Here is a 15,777-nt window from a genome sequence, read left to right as displayed (position 1 = left end):
GCGGTAGTATAATATGAACTAGAAAACAAGTTAAAATAAACCTCCCTTCGTATGTCCAAGGGAAGTCCGGTGAGAATCCGGCACGGGGCCGCCACCGTGAGCGGGGACGAAACCTGCACAGTGCCACTGGCTTTAAAGCTGGGAAGGCGCAGGGAGTAGGATGATCCGCGAGTCGGGAGACCTGACATACGAAGGAAGGTGGCCATCCACCACGTAGCCTGGGGATGGCAACAAATTTTTGCAAAGAGGGAGGGTTTGTGTATGGTTAAGTCGTTTTCTTTTGGCTCTTTAAGAAAGCTTTTCGTCATGTTCATGCTCATTGTGACAGTTTTTTCACTTGCTATTGCGGTTGTTGATGATGCTGGAAGAATTGTGAATATTCCAATGCCACCAAGAAGGGTTGTCTCTGCTGCACCAAGTGCGACAAGGTATTTGCAAGCTCTTGGACTTGAAAATCGAATCGTCGGTGTTACTACTTGGGATAATTACAAAAAGGCAGAGAACATAGGCAACATGGTGCCTTTAAACATCGAGAAAATTCATTCTCTAAAGCCTGACCTAGTTATCATGTTCGGTGGTTTCCAATTCCCAGAAGTGGAAAAACTAGAAAAAGCAAATCTCACAGCTTATGTTTTAAACGCAAACACTTTGACAGATATAATTAAAGCTGTTGGTCAACTCGGTGCCGTTTTCAATGTCAAAAACAAGGCCGACAAGCTTGTCTCCGAGCTCAGAAATAAAATGACAGAAATTGGACAAAAAACTTCGAAAATTCCATTGGAAAGCAGACCGACGGTGTTTTTCACAATAACAACACCAGACGAAAATGCGAAACAACTATGGACGGCAGGAACTGGTTCGTATATGAACGAACTTATCGTCATCGCCGGTGGTAGAAATATAGCAGCTCCATACACAGGAAATAACGGATGGTTACCTGTAAGTTGGGAATGGCTTGTTAAAAATGATCCTGATGTAATAATAATCGGAGCATATGGTGATCCAAAAGAAGTTGAGCAGGCTGTAAAAAACCATTCAATAATGAAGAATTTAAAAGCAGTAAAACAAGGTAAAGTTTTGATAGTCGATGGTGATGAGGTTAGCCAAGCAGCACCACATATTTTCAAGTATTTGGATATTTTCTATAACTTCTTCTACGGAGGTAAGTAATAATTGGCTAGAACCCAAAAATGGTTCAAAACTTTGGGGAGGTATTCCCTCCCCTTTATTTTCGTCATAGTTTTTGTTTTTAACTTGTCCTTTGGAACAGTGTATGTCAGTCCTTTGAAAATATTCCAACTTCTTCAACAAGAAAGCGCCGAAAAATATATGATATGGAACTTGAGGTTTCCAAGGGTTTTAATGGCAACACTAACGGGAATAGCACTGTCGTTGGTAGGAAATATATTCCAAGCGATAATGAAAAATCCTCTTGTTGACCCTTATCTTATAGGAACATCCGCCGGAGCTAGTTTTGGTGCACTCTTAGCAATATACTTTATTGTGAACTCGATTGCCCATGTGAGTGTCCCCACGATGAGTTTCATATTTGCGTTAATCGCTTCTAGTCTTTCCATAATACTTGCAAAGAAAGGAAATGTGGTACCAACAGTTCATCTTGTTTTAAGTGGTGTATTGGTTAGCACATTATTTTCCGCTGGTAGTATGTTACTTTTAAACATTGCAAATAAATCTCTTGTAACTGGGCACGTTTGGCTCTACGGTTCATTCTCGGGAATAACTTTCAGAGATTTAACTGTTCCTGTGATTTCCTTAACAGTTTTCGTAACCTTAGCCTTTACGTTAAACAAACAACTGGACGTTATGACCTTGGGTGAAAAAGAAGCAAAGAGTTTAGGTATCAATGTGGAAGCCTTAAAATGGACTTTTTATTTGCTTGGTTCATTTGTTACTGCTACATTTGTTTCCAAAACAGGTATCATAGGCTTTGTTGGACTGGTAGTTCCACACATGGCACGGACAATTGCTGGTCCCAAACATAGTAGAAATCTTTTAGCAACAATTTTAATAGGTGGTATGCTAATGTCAGTTTGTGACACACTTGCACGTACGTTGTTAAACCCTATTGAAATTCCAGTTGGAATTATTACATCGTTCATAGGTGCTCCGTTTATGTTTGTTTTGATGAAGTGGAAAAACGGGGTTGCAAAGTGATTTATTTTCAAGCTAACAAATATAAGAGTTGACTAATCATTACTGTCGAAGTAAAATATAGACAAGAAAGTTAGTTAAATCTTTTACGTACTCTCGGGGCAGGGTGAAATTCCCGACCGGCGGTGAAAGCCCGCGAGCCCTCTATAAATACAGAGGGTTGATCCGGTGAAATTCCGGAGCCGACGGTGAAAGTCCGGATGGGAGAGAGTACGATAGATAAGTTAACATCTTTCGACACTTATCTAACCCTTTAGTGAATGAAAATTCAAGCCCCGAGAGATTTTCTCGGGGCTTTTTATTTTATAGATTTTAGTAAAACCAGGAGGGAGTCCCATGAATAAGCTTGGAGTGCCTAATGATGAGTTTTATATGAAAATAGCTTTAAGATTAGCTAAAAAAGGGCTTGGTTTTGTCAACTCTAATCCTCCTGTTGGAGCGGTAATCGTAAAAGGCGGAAACATAATAGGGAAAGGGTATCACACACGTTTTGGAGCTCTGCATGCCGAAAGAGAAGCTTTGTTAGATGCCAAGAAGAATGGGTTCGATGTATCTGGTGCAACAATGTATGTAACGTTGGAACCTTGTGACCACTACGGGAAAACACCGCCATGCACTGATGCAATTATTGAAAGTGGAATAAAAAGGGTAGTTATCGCAGCAAAGGACCCTAATCCGGTGAGTGGAGATGGGATTAAAAAGCTAATGAAAAATGGAATCGAAGTTAAGGTTGGGGTTTTGGAAAATGAAGCGAAAGAAGTTGCAAAGTTCTTCTTCAAATACGTTACCACCGGTCTTCCCTACGTTACACTTAAATACGCTTCCACCCTTGATGGAAAGATTGCTGATAAGATTGCAAATTCAAAGTGGATTACTCAAGAACTACGAAGTGAAGTGCACAAACTGAGAAGTATTCACAAAGCTGTCTTAATTGGCGCTGAAACTGTTCTAAAGGATAATCCTATGCTCAACGTTAGGCTTCCCAAAAGGAAATTCAGAAACCCGGACGTTGTTGTTCTAGATGAGAATGGGAGGGTCTTAAAAAGAATTATTTCCGACACCGATAAGTTTGAGCTTTTTAATCCTGATTACCAAAGGAGGGTTATTATTTTTTCCTCAAAGCATTATCAAAACGTCGAGCTTCCAGAGTACGTAAAAGTAAAGACTCCAGAAAGTCTATCTGTAGAAAACATCCTAAAAGAGTTGGCAAGAGAAGGTATCGATTCCGTGTTAATTGAGGGTGGTGCTTCTGTATTTTCACAATTTTTGCCTTATGCTGATGAAATATACGGTTTCTACGCAACCAAGATATTTGGTAAAGGGAAATCAATTTTTCAACATTTAAGCATACCCATCGAGGAAAGTGAAATACCTTTTGAAATTCAAAAGATAAGAATTGCCAAGAACAGAAAAGAACTAATGGTGGTGATGAGGAAATGTTCACAGGAATTATCCAGCATGTATGTAAAGGATACTTCGATGGTAAAAGGTTGATTGTTGAAAACCCTTGGCGATATCCCAAGGATAGTTCTCAGTGTGTTTTCATTGGTGAAAGTATATCCGTCAACGGCGCATGTTTAACCGTAGTTAAGGTTGACGAAAACCTACACTTTGATGTCGGAGTAGAAACCTTGAATAAGACAAACCTGCGTTTTGAAAAGTATTTTAACTTAGAACGAGCGTTAAGAGTTGGAGATTCGCTATCTGGTCATTACGTCACAGGACATGTAGATGGAACAATTATCTTCCTTTCAAAACAAAATGTGAAAAATTCTGTGCTTATGACTTTTAAAAAACCAAGAGAATACTGGGCAGTTACACAAAAAGGTTCCATAGCCCTCAACGGTGTAAGCTTAACAATAGCATCTGTATCCGATGAAACATTCACAGTCCAAGTAATTCCACACACTCTCGAGAAAACCAACTTAAAGTTCTTAGTCCCAGGTTCACCTGTAAATTATGAAATCGATATTTTTGCACGATACATGAAAGGGGTGTTAGATATATGGATGAAGAACTTATACAATCTATCAGAGATGACTTTTTAAATGGTAAACCTGTGATTGTCGTTGACGAAGAACGCGAAATTGAAGCGGATTTCGTCTACCCGGCAGAGTTGATGAATAGACAAATAACCGAATTCTTTGTACGTTATGGAAAAGGTCTTTTCTGTGTCGTCGGTCCAGAAGAAAATCTTCTTAAAAGGGGATTTTTCAGACTACCTTCCAATTACGGAGCTAATTATTTCGTCCCCATTGACTGGGGTTCTGGGACAGGTATAAGCACAGTCGAAAGAGCTATAACTTGTAACAAAATCTCCGACGAAAGTACAACGCTTCAAGACTTTAAATACCCTGGTCATGTAACGTTAATAGGTGCAAAAGGTTTCACCACTCGGCGTGGACACAGCGAGTCTTCGGTCGAGCTTGTTAGATTGTTAGGATTTAAACCTTTCAGCTGCATTGTAGAAATTCTCGATGAAAATGGAGACTCTCACAATTTAGAGTACGTGAAACACTTGGCTAAACAATTCAAATTAAAGGTTCTTACTATAAACCAGATTTGGAAATTATACGTAAAGCATGAACAACTCATAAAGGTAAAATCCACAGCAAGGTTACCAACAGAATACGGCGAATTTGAAATCTATGCTTTTGATAACAGACTAGATGGAAAGGAACATGTAGCAATTGTAAAGAAATGGCCAGACCAATCAATTCCTCTTGTTCGCATTCACTCTGAATGTTTCACAGGTGACACGCTTTCTTCGCTAAGATGCGATTGTGGTAGTCAGCTTTCAAGCGCATTAAAAAGGATAGCCGAAAATGGAGGAATATTGATTTATCTAAGACAAGAAGGAAGAGGCATAGGTTTGACCAATAAAATTAACGCCTACCACTTGCAAGACAAAGGATTGGACACTTACGAGGCCAACATTACGCTTGGTTTCAAACCGGACGAACGCGACTATACTGCTGCCTACCAGATATTAAAATCCCTTGGTGTAAAGAGGATAGTATTACTCACAAACAATCCAGAGAAAGTTAAACAACTTGAGGACTTCGGCGTACACGTAGAAAGAACAGAGAGACTGTTTGGTAGAGTAACGGAGCATAACAAATTTTACCTGAAAACAAAGATGGTAAGATTCAATCACTTATTGAAAGACATCGAAGGCTTGGTTTAAGAACTTACATGTGCTTTGAATATGAAAAACATCGAAAATTGAAAAGGAGGTAACGAAAGCCTATGGAAGGTAAAACCGCACAACTAAGACTTAAAATCCAAGAAGGTACGTACGACGGGAGTGGTTTGAAGTTTGCCATCATTGTTCCAAGGTTCAACAGCTCAGTAACAGAAAGACTCCTTGAAGGAGCGATAGACTGTTTGATAAGGCACAACGTCAGAGAAGAGGACATCACGATAGTACGTGTTCCAGGAAGTATGGAAGTTGTATTTGTACTTAACCATCTGATTAACTTCCACTCCGACAAATTCGATGCTATCATCGTACTAGGAGCTGTCATACAAGGTGAAACATACCACTTCAACATAGTTGCTAACGAGATAGGAAAAGCTGTTGCACATTTCAATTCAATATCAAAAATCCCTATAACTTTCGGTGTTCTAACAACAGAAACTGTGGAACAAGCATTGAATAGGGCAGGAATCAAGAGCGGTAACAAAGGTTTTGAGGCTGCCTTGGCTGCATTGGAAATGGCTAATTTGAAAAGAGTATTAGACAGCTCAAAATCTTCTGTGATAAAATAAAAATATGATATGTTCTAACTCTTCTGTGAACTTGAAGGTTAATCGAAACCCTTGCGTAAATAAACGAGAGGAGATGCTCAGACATGGAGAATATTACTATCAAAGCCTTAGGACTCACAAAAAAATTCGGCGATTTTACAGCCGTGGATAATGTGAACTTAAGTGTTAACCGTGGTGAAATATTTGGATTTCTTGGACCAAACGGTGCAGGAAAGACAACTACCATAAGAATGCTAACGGGGGTTTTGAAACCAACAAGCGGAAAGGTAGAAATACTTGGGCTTGATATGAAGGACCACGAAACCGAGATAAAAAGAAAAATAGGCGTGGTTCCGGATGAACCTAAGATATATGAACATCTAAAAGGTTACGAATTTTTAGACTTCGTTATCGCAATTTACAGATTGAACAAGCAAGAATTGAAAAACCGTATAGAAGAATTATGTAATGCCTTTGGTGTAGATTACCTCTCGAAATTTGTTGGTGAGATGTCTCACGGAATGAAACAAAAATTAATGCTCATTTCCGTACTCATGAGAAAACCCGAAGTTCTTTTCTTAGATGAACCAACCGTTGGACTTGATGCAAGAAGCGCAAAGATATTGAAAGAATTACTTCGAAAATATGCAGACGAAGGAACAACGATATTCATGACGACTCACATACTCGAGATAGCAGAAAAGATGTGCGATCGAGTTGCCATTATCAATAAAGGGCAGATTATTGCTGAAAGCTACGTCGCCGAGTTGAAAGAGAAACATGGAAAATCACTTGAAGATATCTTCCTTTCGCTTACAGCAACCGAAGACATTAGAGACATTGTAGAAAACCTGTAATTACATATTGCAATCATACAATTTTAAAGAACGAGGGATAAGACTATGGGAGAACTTAGGATTCTATTCAAGTATCTTGGGCTTTCTTTAAATCCGCAAAACACGGTAAAAACTAAAAGAAAGAGGATTACAAGTTCAAAAGAACCAAATTACGCCTTGCGATACATCTTACTTATGTTTAGTTCTATTCTTCCCATGGCTGTATTTTTGACGATTTCCAACTACAATATCTACAAGCTGTTGACAAATTATCCGGATGTTGCTGAGTCGTTTTTTATCGCCTCGATGTCCATTTTTTCGCTCTTTTATGTTGTGGGGTTTGTTGGAACTGGTATGCATGCTTTCTCAAGAAGTGACGAAATGGAACTACTTCTCACGATGCCAATAAGACGGAGCGTGCTCGCCGTATATAACTTAGTCGTAACCCTTGCTAATCAGCTCTTTACATTAGGTTTTTTTGTATCTACAGTTCTTGGATTTTTACTGGTGGTTAGAACTAACATCGTTGGTTTCATCCTTCGAACATTACTCCACATTGCTTTTTTGACGTCACTGTCAGCGCTTTTATCAGTATTGAGTGGAGGAATCAGTTCAAAACGGTTTGTTAGAGTGTTGAATGCTGTAATTGTGCTTCTGCTTGTTGTTGTTTACCTATTCTTCGTTTACATTCAAGATGTGAATGTAGAACTACTTGGGCAAAATGCGCGGTTTGTAAAATTTGTGGCTTTTACTACGTCAAAATATAACCCGTTCAACTGGTCTTATTCTGATGACCTTTTGTTTTTGATTTATGTAATCATCTTAACAGGTGCCTTTTTGCATTCATTTTGGTATTTCGCCGGACGCGTTGTTTACGAAAACACGCAAACCAAGAAAGGAAACAACAAATCGAATGAAGTTGTCGTCAGTCAAAAAACATACGCTTCAAAGTTTGGAGGGTTTTTGTGGAAAGATTTGAAACTTCTATCACGTAGCGAGCAATTTGTATTCCTCATATTCTATCCTGCTATATTTTCTCTATTCATGCTTTTTGTTGGTGGTTCTTCAATGAACGCCGCTATTCCATTTTTAGCCATTGCTTCTCTTTACTGTGCTATTGAAGCAGGATTATTGACTAAGAACGATTTTGAGTACAGAGAGATATTACGTACCTTCCCAGTAACCATACGAACGATAATAACTCCAAAACTGGCAATACCAATTATCTTAAACGAAGGCTTGTTGATTATAGTGGCTTTCATCTCTTATGCTTTCGGAAAGTTTGAAAAAAATAGCCTGTTTCTCTTTCCTTTATCACTTGCAATTTTCGCGTTAAGTGCATTGATAGGTTCGTACTACAGTATTGTTGACCCAGGTAAGACCAAAAACAATCCTTTTTCTTTGAAAGCAACATTCCTAATAGAGGGTATTGTGTTGGGATTATCTTTTGGTCTGCTTTTAACGTTGACCATAATTTTGGCAAGACCTAATCTGACTACTTGGAAGTTCTACGCTATTTGGCTAACGTTCATCGGTTCCATAATTGCATTGATTATCCTAACGACGAATTATTATCGGAAATTAAAACATGCCCTAACACAAAAAGATTAAAGAAAGAAATAACCTGCGGCTCGTTAGAGTCGGGGGGTTGTTTGGTGTTTTTGATTTTCCTGCCACCTTACTCACTAGTCGAATATCTCAAATGCAACTCTGTATTTGCTGTTGTTTTACCATGTTCAAATGTTGTTTCAGTTGCCTTTCTTCCTTCAATACTGTATCTATCTCCATCCCAATACCATGTAACATTATCCCAAACTACTACAGTATACGTTCCAGCTGGATGTTTTCCGAGCCAGAAGTAAGCATCATCTCGTGGTCTTCTCATTTTTAGCACTGTTGGTGTAGCTGTTGTGTCCGTTCCTTCGAACAAACCGATAAGCAATGGGACAGTTGGTGTTGCATCGTTAATCAGTATGTCTCCGTAAATCGCCCACAACTTCTTCAATTCTCCACGCCAACGATACGCGACCCTTGGGACAAGCATGTAGCTTTCTGGACCTATCTTAATGATACTCCTTGTCCAATCGATCGCAAGGACTATCTGTGACTCATCGGTTTTTACTTGCCAGTTGAGATTTGGAATCACTATTTTTGCCTTCTCTGAAGGAATGTTCACATGAAAATTCGAACCATTTATTGTTATTGTTGCCTGCTCAACTTCAAAACCGAGTGCAACTATAACCGCTCCATTTGGAATATCAAAAGTTAACCAAGTTGCTTCGTCAGTTAAGTTCACAAGGTCCACTTCTTTATCAACAACTGTTGGTGTGGCCCATTTTCCAGCACCAGGTCCTGTTGAATATTTGTAAGAGAATTTCGAAACTTTAACGTATAAATGTTGAATATCTTTTACCCATGGAGCTTGTTCTCTGTAGATGCCTTGCAAGTTCACTGATGAATATTCTTGCGGCTTTACGGTGTCGCCGTCGCCGTCAACTCCGGAAGAAAGCACAACAGATACCGCCGACTTTCTTGGTTCAAACAAGTTTAGTTGGCTGCAACTAAAAAGTACCAATACTATGACACTCAATACAAACACGAAGAATACCTTTTTCATAACTCCGCCACCTCCTTATGCAAGTGTTGTACCATATAAAAACCTTTTCAAATAGACCGAAGTTATATACGACAATCAGAACATGTTATAACGCAGTTTAAAGGATCTTACAAATACTCCTACACAAATAAAATAACTTAAAATGCTTAAAAAAACCTTAGAAAAATCCCTTGCAATTCTAAGGATTTTCTAAGGATTTTCTAAGAATATAAAGATATAATTTAACCGTCGAGATGAAAAAGCAACAATATTTAGAAAATGTTGAGAGGATGGTGGTGATTTCTGATGAGATTTTATGGTTTTGGTCCTTGGTTAGTATCTGGATGTAGAGCAGGTTTTGGAGGTTGGCTATACAACACCCTTTGGTGGCTTAGACCTATAATATCATTTGGACTCTTTCTTATTGCAGTTTTTGTAATTTATAAACTGTTTTTTGCAAAGTCTAACCTTTTAAGAAAAAAGGACAATGCTATTGAAATTCTCAAAGAACGTTTCGTAAAAGGTGAGATAAGTGAAGAAGAATACAGAAAGATGAGAAGTATACTTGAAGAAAAAGAATAAAAAGAATAATTAACAGCCGATCCGTTGAAACCCCAGTACCCCCTTCCCCTCCCAGGAAAGTGAAAAAGCGAGAACATTAAAGAAGTCGCCCCTATATATAATGGGGCGCTCTTCTTTTATTCCTTGTTAGTTTGATGAAAACTTAACTTTTGCAATCCATCTTTGATATATTTGTTTCTCATTGTGATGTCCCAAAGTAGACCTGTCTTGTAATTTTCGATCATTAGCAGTTCTATACCTTTGTCTATACCAATGTAAATTCTTGACACCCAATCTCTGTCTAAATTGAAAGCATCCTTAAAACCGTAGTAACCCCATAACTGGGGCACGTGTTCGAAATAATATCTCACAGTTTCTTCAACTATGTCTGGTGTAAAAACCACGGACCCAATAGCACCACAAGGTGGTACTGTGCCATACCGATTATTCTTTGTTTTCACAAGATGATTTTGCGGCCTATGTGAATAACCTCAAGGAAATGTTACATAAGAAAGGAATCGATGTGACATTTATCGTGAACATTCACGGAACTTCGGCTGGAAGAGCACATACTTTCCCGATAGGTATTTCACAACTCAGGAAGATGTTTGATTTAGAAGGTATAATTCCTGCAACAGATATTTATTTAGGAGACTTCACGATAAGAAATATCATCGACATATGGAATATAAATGAGATACTTAAAGCTACAACGAAGAAACCTTTTGGGGTAATGGAGTTCGAGTGTGGAAATGGAGACTATGGAAACAATTTGGGTGAAAGAATAGACCCGAACGCTACAGTTCACAAGGCAGTCATTTCCTACATTCTGGGCAATAGGTTCCTCAATTACTACCTATTTTCCGGAGGAGTAAACCCAAAGTTAAGAAAAGAAGTTAAAGATGGAAATGGTCGAATAGCTTTTACTGGTGAAGAGCATGGATTTGCAGCACCAATAAAACCGAATGGTGAACTCGATTATACATACGAATATGTAAAATTCGCTAACGAGTTCTTAACAAGCCTCGAAAGGCAGCTGGGAAAGGATTTTTCATTGGTCTATGACAATGTATTAATCGGATATTTAGACGAGTATTATCGCACAGAGTATGCTTACGGAATTGGTAATAGAAAGCGCTCTGATATTGAAATTCACAGGGGATACAATTTTTGGGATAGTTTCTTGAAAACGCTATTTGTTATGGGATTTAGATATAAATTCGTCGACCTTGAATTTTCAAAACCTAATGTCGACCAGCTTTTAATCCTTCCTACAGCAAAATACGTGTCAAAGAGCGTGCAAGAAAATATCGTAAGATTCATTGAAAAAGGTGGAAAAGTTATTTTTTATGGTGATCTTCCCGTTTTTGATGAATTTGGTTCTAAATGCACCATTTTGATTGATTATCTGAATATAAAACCTGGCAGAGAATTCCTACCTTCACCTCACTTTTATCTTTCGGTAAGTTCACCAGATAATCTGTTCCGCGAGTTTAGAACCGACTGGGCACGTGAGATAATCACTAAAGACAACGAGAAGTGCAGTTCTTCTATCTTAGCCTACGTTACTCAGGAGAATGCAGCTTGTTCGGTATTCCTACATCAGATGAACACACTATTTATTGCTGCACATTTTAATACCAATTTCATTTTCTTCAACCGCATATTCGAAATAATGGGCTTGAAACCGCATATTAGAGTTTTGGCAGAAGACAAAGACAAAATTGGAACGCTCTTATTCGCATTGGAGAATATGAAAACTCGAGAAAAATTTTTACTTGCTGTTAATATAGACAACTTCCCCAAAAAAGTTAGAATAATGATTGACGATGTCGAAATTGGAATCAGAAACGTATCTCCGAAGGAGATTATTTTCGAGAAAATTTCTGATTAATACGGAGGAGTCAATATATGGAAAGCAAAAAACGAATATCTTATGTGGTCTTACTTCTTTTAACAATACTCATAATTGCTTTTATCACTTGGGCATACAGTCCTTTAAAACCTGCTGAAGAAGTGAAAGAATATTTACAATCATCAAATTACGTAGAAGTAATACGGGAAAAGAACATATATTTCATACCAAGAAATTTTAAAAAGAACTATTTTGAAAACGTTGGCATTATTTTTTATCCTGGGGGGCATGTTGACTACACTGCTTATGCACCTCTTGCTTATCGCCTTGCCGAAAAGGGAATAACAACAGTGATATTAAACGTTCCATTAAGTTTTGCGATTTTCGATGTGGACTCAGCGAGAACAATAATAAATGGTACGAGGTTTTCAGATAAGGAATGGTTCCTGGCAGGGCACTCTCTTGGCGGTGTGGCGGCTTCTGAGTTCTTAGTTAAACATCCAGAGTTAGTTGGAATCAAGGTCAAAGGGATTATTTTCCTGGCTTCATACCCAGCAAGAGATATTTCATACTTGCCTATAAAATCACTGTGCATCTACGGTTCCGAAGATGGTATTTTACCTCCTAAAACGATTAAGGAAAAGAAAGCTCTTTTCCCATCATCAACGGAATACGTTGAAATACTTGGAGGTAATCACTCACAATTTGGGAGCTATGGTCTTCAGAAAGGTGATAAGGAAGCTAAAATCAGCGCACACGAGCAAATAAGCATTGTGGTTAAAGCCATCAAAGAGTTCTTAGAGAAATATACGTCTCAAAGATAGGATCGAAGTAAAGTGAAATTAAATTTTGAAAGACGCATAATATCTGTTATAATTTCCTCAGAAACTCAAGATATTTTTGGAAAGGAGTGGCGAGATGGCGAACATTTTTCAAAAATTGATACCTTACCGTTCCCCTCTTGAATTACTGAGTGAACACTCAAAACTCTGCGCAAAGGCAGCAAATTTGATGTATACAGCTGTTGAGAAATATCTGAACAACACCTCAGTAGATGACCTATCCAAAGAAGTAGACAAGTTGGAACACGCCGCTGATCAACTTAAACTCCAACTTAGGAATATATATAGCAAACTCAAATGGACATATTTTAACAAGGCAGATTTTCTTGACATACTCCATAACGTGGATTCTATTATCGATTTGACAGACGATGTGGTTAAGGTCTTAACAATAAACCGGATAGACCATGTGCCGGAAGATATTAAAGCTCCCGTTCAGGAACTTACAGATACTGTTAGGAAGAGTGTGGAGCACATGGATGTAATAATTCAGGAACTTAAGACCGTTGTGGAATCTGGTTTTGCACCAAAGGAAATTGAGAAGGAAGACCAAGGTGTAGAAACTGTTGAAGCGGAGGAACGCTCATCGGACAAACTTGGTTTGGAACTTGGTAAAAAATTGTTCGCAAAGAAAAATGAGATGAACCCCGTCGATATAATGTTCTTAAACAATGTCGTAATTCTTCTTATGAGAATTGAAGACAGAGCAAGAAATGTTGTTGAGCGAATCAGAATGATAACGCATAGTTAAAAAGCTTGAGAAGTTTCGAAATTGAGAACTATTGTTTATGTATGTGCACATTAAAGAGGAGGGAAAAAGCGTGATTACACTCTTCACCATACTTGTCGGAATGTTTATGGCATTTACTATAGGTGCAAACGACGTGGCAAATGGTATGGCAACAGCCGTTGGTGCAAAGGCAATAACGCCAAAACAAGCAGCCTTCCTTGCTTCTTTTCTTGAATTTCTTGGTGCGGTTATGTTCGGCGCCACTGTTACAAAAACAATTGCAAATGGGATAGTTTCGATAGAACATATAACGAATCCAAATCACATTATATACGGTGCATTATCAGCACTTTTAGCTGCTGCTACTTGGGTCTTGATAGCAACTGTTTTTGCAATGCCTGTGTCTACAACACACTCAATAATTGGCGGAATGATAGGATTCGGACTCGTAAGTGGTGGGGTTAGGGTAGTTTATTGGTCGAATCTGGGAAAGATTGTGCTTTCTTGGATAATTTCTCCGGTAGTTGGTGGACTGCTTTCTTTTGTAGTTTTTAAAGTTATAGTTCTAACAATCTTGCACCGCCCAAGTCCGTTGAAAGCAGCTAAGAAAGTCGCCCCTGTTTTGATTGGTTTCACTTTCTTCCTCATTTCTTTCCTCTTCTCTCTTAAGACTCTCAAAAAGCCTTACAATGTTTCTCTCTTGGCTGGCTTGGTATTTTTTGTTGTTGCTTTTGTACTATCTTACTTGCTTCTAAGAAGAGTGATTAATAATAAAAGCAATGAATACGATGCCGTTGAAGATATATTTAGGCACGTCCAAGTCATGACATCTGCTTATGTTTGTTTTTCACATGGTGCTAACGATGTTGCAAATGCAGTTGGACCGGTAGCATTGATACTTATGATAAGACAAGCAGGGACAGCAAATCTAGGTGCTATAGAAATTCCAAAGTACATCCTATTCATTGGTGGACTCGGAATTGCCCTCAGAGTTTTACTATACGGTTACAAGGTCATGGAAACTATAGGGTATAACATTACAGAACTCAATAACACGAGAGGCTTCTCTGTCGATTTTGGAACAGCAACAACGGTACTATTATCATCGATATTTGGTTTTCCTATCAGCACGACTCACACCGTCGTTGGTGCGGTTACTGGAGTAGGACTCGCGCGTGGAATCGAAGTTATAAACATAGGTATACTTAGGGATATACTTATCTCATGGTTTATAACAATCCCATTCTCAGCAGGTGCTAGTGCCATACTTTACTTAATTTTAACAAGGTTATTCTGATCTTAGACACGCTATTTCCTTCTCTATACAGTCCGTTATTTGGTCCCACATTGGGACCTTTTTATTTATTTGTCATATACCACGTGATATAATTAAATGGAATAGTGGAATAGAGCAGAATAGGTTATCGAGGGGAGGTATGTGCGTGAAAGTACTCTTTCTTACTAAAATGATAGACTATTTTCTGCAACGCATTGAGGACCTAAAAAAGGAATTCTCCAGTGATTTCTTCATTGTCCCAAAAAATAGAGAAGAAGCGCAGAAACACATTGAAGATGCGGATGTAATAGTGAGTGGAAGTTTGACAAAAGAACAAGTTTTAAACGCAAAGAAACTGAAATTCGTTTTAGTTCCTTGGGCAGGGGTTAATGGACTACCTTTAGACTTATTAGATGAAAGGAATATTATCATTGCAAATAACCACGGTAATGGAAAAATTGTCGCGGAGAGAGCTTTGGGATTAGCATTAGCACTTTTGGGTAGGATTGTAGAATACCACAACGACCTTGCAAAAGGTGTTTGGCACGGTTACGAAGCAGGGGCAAAACCTGAAGATTTCTGGTATTCGCTTCAAGGAAAGCGCGTAACAATTCTTGGACTTGGCACTATTGGAAAACACTTAGCTAAGTTGTTGTGCGGTTTTGAGTGTGAAATAATGGGATTTAAGAGGAATGTTGAACCTGTCAAAGGGGTGAACTATGTAACCAACAATCTTGAAGAAGCAATAAAATTTGGGAAAGTTATTTTCGTAACTTTGCCACTCACAAAGGAAACATATCATCTTATAAATAAAGAAATCATATCACAAATGCAAGGAAAGTTTTTGGTGAACGTCGGTCGAGGACAGATTATTGAAGAAGAGGCGTTGTACTATGCCCTGAAAAATGGAATTCTTGCAGGTGCTGCAATTGACACATGGTATTTGTATCCTGATTCCGACCACACGGTTCAACTCCCATCTAGATATCCAATCCATACTTTAAAAAACGTGGTTATTTCACCACATGTTGGAGGTTTTACGATAGAAGGACAAGTGGGACGAATAGATGAAACTATTGAAAATCTTAGAAGAATTCTTTCTGGTGGAATGCCAAAGAACATTGTTGACTTGAAAAGTGAGTACTGATAAGAAATAAAG

Annotated in this window: 16 protein-coding genes and 2 riboswitches; of the genes, 14 read left to right on the top strand and 2 right to left on the bottom strand. The window is 38.4% G+C overall.

Translation table 11 applies throughout. The annotated features are described in order from the left end of the window. The first annotated feature begins 35 nt into the window (after window positions 1-35). A riboswitch (cobalamin riboswitch) is annotated at window positions 36-203 on the top strand. A 58-nt stretch (window positions 204-261) separates the two neighbouring features. From JM64_RS02930 to JM64_RS02895, 8 genes are all read left to right on the top strand, one after another. Next, window positions 262-1,170, top strand: coding sequence for an ABC transporter substrate-binding protein (locus JM64_RS02930; protein WP_064011429.1), 909 nt, complete (start codon window positions 262-264; stop codon window positions 1,168-1,170). Between the two features lie 3 nt (window positions 1,171-1,173). Beyond that, on the top strand, window positions 1,174-2,175 hold the full coding sequence (locus JM64_RS02925) for a FecCD family ABC transporter permease (protein ID WP_082868256.1): 1,002 nt from the start codon (window positions 1,174-1,176) through the stop codon (window positions 2,173-2,175). Between the two features lie 85 nt (window positions 2,176-2,260). After that, a riboswitch (FMN riboswitch) is annotated at window positions 2,261-2,388 on the top strand. Between the two features lie 120 nt (window positions 2,389-2,508). Further along, window positions 2,509-3,666, top strand: coding sequence for a bifunctional diaminohydroxyphosphoribosylaminopyrimidine deaminase/5-amino-6-(5-phosphoribosylamino)uracil reductase RibD (ribD, locus tag JM64_RS02920; protein ID WP_064011428.1), 1,158 nt, complete (start codon window positions 2,509-2,511; stop codon window positions 3,664-3,666). Continuing rightward, a complete protein-coding gene (locus tag JM64_RS02915) occupies window positions 3,609-4,220 on the top strand; it encodes a riboflavin synthase (protein ID WP_064011427.1) in 612 nt (203 codons plus the stop codon). Before ribD ends, JM64_RS02915 begins: the two co-directional genes overlap by 58 nt. Then, on the top strand, window positions 4,178-5,359 hold the full coding sequence (locus tag JM64_RS02910; RefSeq protein WP_156487887.1) for a bifunctional 3,4-dihydroxy-2-butanone-4-phosphate synthase/GTP cyclohydrolase II: 1,182 nt from the start codon (window positions 4,178-4,180) through the stop codon (window positions 5,357-5,359). Before JM64_RS02915 ends, JM64_RS02910 begins: the two co-directional genes overlap by 43 nt. Before the next feature lie 62 nt (window positions 5,360-5,421). Beyond that, on the top strand, window positions 5,422-5,943 hold the full coding sequence (gene ribH, locus JM64_RS02905; RefSeq protein ID WP_064011426.1) for a 6,7-dimethyl-8-ribityllumazine synthase: 522 nt from the start codon (window positions 5,422-5,424) through the stop codon (window positions 5,941-5,943). An 83-nt stretch (window positions 5,944-6,026) separates the two neighbouring features. Next, the gene (locus tag JM64_RS02900) at window positions 6,027-6,779 is read left to right on the top strand and encodes an ABC transporter ATP-binding protein (RefSeq protein ID WP_064011425.1); all 753 of its coding nucleotides are present in this window, start codon (window positions 6,027-6,029) and stop codon (window positions 6,777-6,779) included. Window positions 6,780-6,824: 45 nt separating this feature from the next. Beyond that, complete coding sequence (locus JM64_RS02895; RefSeq protein WP_064011424.1) at window positions 6,825-8,369, top strand: hypothetical protein; 1,545 nt, start codon at window positions 6,825-6,827, stop codon at window positions 8,367-8,369. Between the two features lie 67 nt (window positions 8,370-8,436). Here the strand turns inward: JM64_RS02895 and JM64_RS02890 are convergent, their stop codons facing one another. Continuing rightward, on the bottom strand, window positions 8,437-9,375 hold the full coding sequence (locus JM64_RS02890; RefSeq protein ID WP_064011423.1) for a DUF4382 domain-containing protein: 939 nt from the start codon (window positions 9,373-9,375) through the stop codon (window positions 8,437-8,439). Between the two features lie 285 nt (window positions 9,376-9,660). On the opposite strand from JM64_RS02890, the gene JM64_RS02885 reads away from it, so the two are divergent. Next, complete coding sequence (locus JM64_RS02885; RefSeq protein WP_082868255.1) at window positions 9,661-9,936, top strand: SHOCT domain-containing protein; 276 nt, start codon at window positions 9,661-9,663, stop codon at window positions 9,934-9,936. Window positions 9,937-10,052: 116 nt separating this feature from the next. On the opposite strand, the gene JM64_RS02880 is transcribed toward JM64_RS02885, so the two are convergent. Then, a complete protein-coding gene (locus JM64_RS02880; protein WP_064011421.1) occupies window positions 10,053-10,376 on the bottom strand; it encodes a glucoamylase family protein in 324 nt (107 codons plus the stop codon). Window positions 10,377-10,438: 62 nt separating this feature from the next. Here JM64_RS02880 and JM64_RS02875 point away from each other — a divergent pair, with 62 nt between their 5' ends. The 5 genes from JM64_RS02875 (at window position 10,439) to JM64_RS02855 (ending at window position 15,765) form a co-directional block, all read left to right on the top strand. Next, window positions 10,439-11,809: an SET domain-containing protein gene (locus JM64_RS02875; RefSeq protein WP_156487886.1), complete on the top strand. Its 1,371-nt coding sequence runs from the start codon at window positions 10,439-10,441 to the stop codon at window positions 11,807-11,809. 17 nt (window positions 11,810-11,826) lie between these two features. Further along, window positions 11,827-12,594: an alpha/beta hydrolase gene (locus JM64_RS02870; protein ID WP_064011419.1), complete on the top strand. Its 768-nt coding sequence runs from the start codon at window positions 11,827-11,829 to the stop codon at window positions 12,592-12,594. Window positions 12,595-12,688: 94 nt separating this feature from the next. Continuing rightward, on the top strand, window positions 12,689-13,363 hold the full coding sequence (locus tag JM64_RS02865; protein WP_064011418.1) for a DUF47 domain-containing protein: 675 nt from the start codon (window positions 12,689-12,691) through the stop codon (window positions 13,361-13,363). A gap of 70 nt (window positions 13,364-13,433) precedes the next feature. Continuing rightward, window positions 13,434-14,639, top strand: a complete 1,206-nt coding sequence (locus JM64_RS02860; RefSeq protein ID WP_156487885.1) for an inorganic phosphate transporter — start codon at window positions 13,434-13,436, stop codon at window positions 14,637-14,639. 145 nt (window positions 14,640-14,784) lie between these two features. Then, window positions 14,785-15,765 carry a 2-hydroxyacid dehydrogenase gene (locus JM64_RS02855; protein ID WP_064011416.1) on the top strand — a complete coding sequence of 327 codons (981 nt, stop codon included), beginning with the start codon at window positions 14,785-14,787 and terminating at the stop codon, window positions 15,763-15,765. Window positions 15,766-15,777 lie beyond the last annotated feature (12 nt).

Source organism: Fervidobacterium pennivorans (assembly GCF_001644665.1).
Taxonomy (GTDB): domain Bacteria; phylum Thermotogota; class Thermotogae; order Thermotogales; family Fervidobacteriaceae; genus Fervidobacterium; species Fervidobacterium ngatamarikiense.
This window is presented reverse-complemented; position numbering and strand designations above follow the sequence as displayed.

Coding starts and splice junctions, on each gene's coding strand:
- JM64_RS02930 (WP_064011429.1), top strand. CDS start 262: ATGGTTAAGTCGTTTTCTTTTGGCTCTTTAAGAAAGCTTTTCGTCATG.
- JM64_RS02895 (WP_064011424.1), top strand. CDS start 6,825: ATGGGAGAACTTAGGATTCTATTCAAGTATCTTGGGCTTTCTTTAAAT.
- JM64_RS02915 (WP_064011427.1), top strand. CDS start 3,609: ATGTTCACAGGAATTATCCAGCATGTATGTAAAGGATACTTCGATGGT.
- JM64_RS02890 (WP_064011423.1), bottom strand. CDS start 9,375: ATGAAAAAGGTATTCTTCGTGTTTGTATTGAGTGTCATAGTATTGGTA.
- ribH (WP_064011426.1), top strand. CDS start 5,422: ATGGAAGGTAAAACCGCACAACTAAGACTTAAAATCCAAGAAGGTACG.
- JM64_RS02910 (WP_156487887.1), top strand. CDS start 4,178: ATGGATGAAGAACTTATACAATCTATCAGAGATGACTTTTTAAATGGT.
- JM64_RS02870 (WP_064011419.1), top strand. CDS start 11,827: ATGGAAAGCAAAAAACGAATATCTTATGTGGTCTTACTTCTTTTAACA.
- JM64_RS02865 (WP_064011418.1), top strand. CDS start 12,689: ATGGCGAACATTTTTCAAAAATTGATACCTTACCGTTCCCCTCTTGAA.
- JM64_RS02900 (WP_064011425.1), top strand. CDS start 6,027: ATGGAGAATATTACTATCAAAGCCTTAGGACTCACAAAAAAATTCGGC.
- JM64_RS02885 (WP_082868255.1), top strand. CDS start 9,661: ATGAGATTTTATGGTTTTGGTCCTTGGTTAGTATCTGGATGTAGAGCA.
- ribD (WP_064011428.1), top strand. CDS start 2,509: ATGAATAAGCTTGGAGTGCCTAATGATGAGTTTTATATGAAAATAGCT.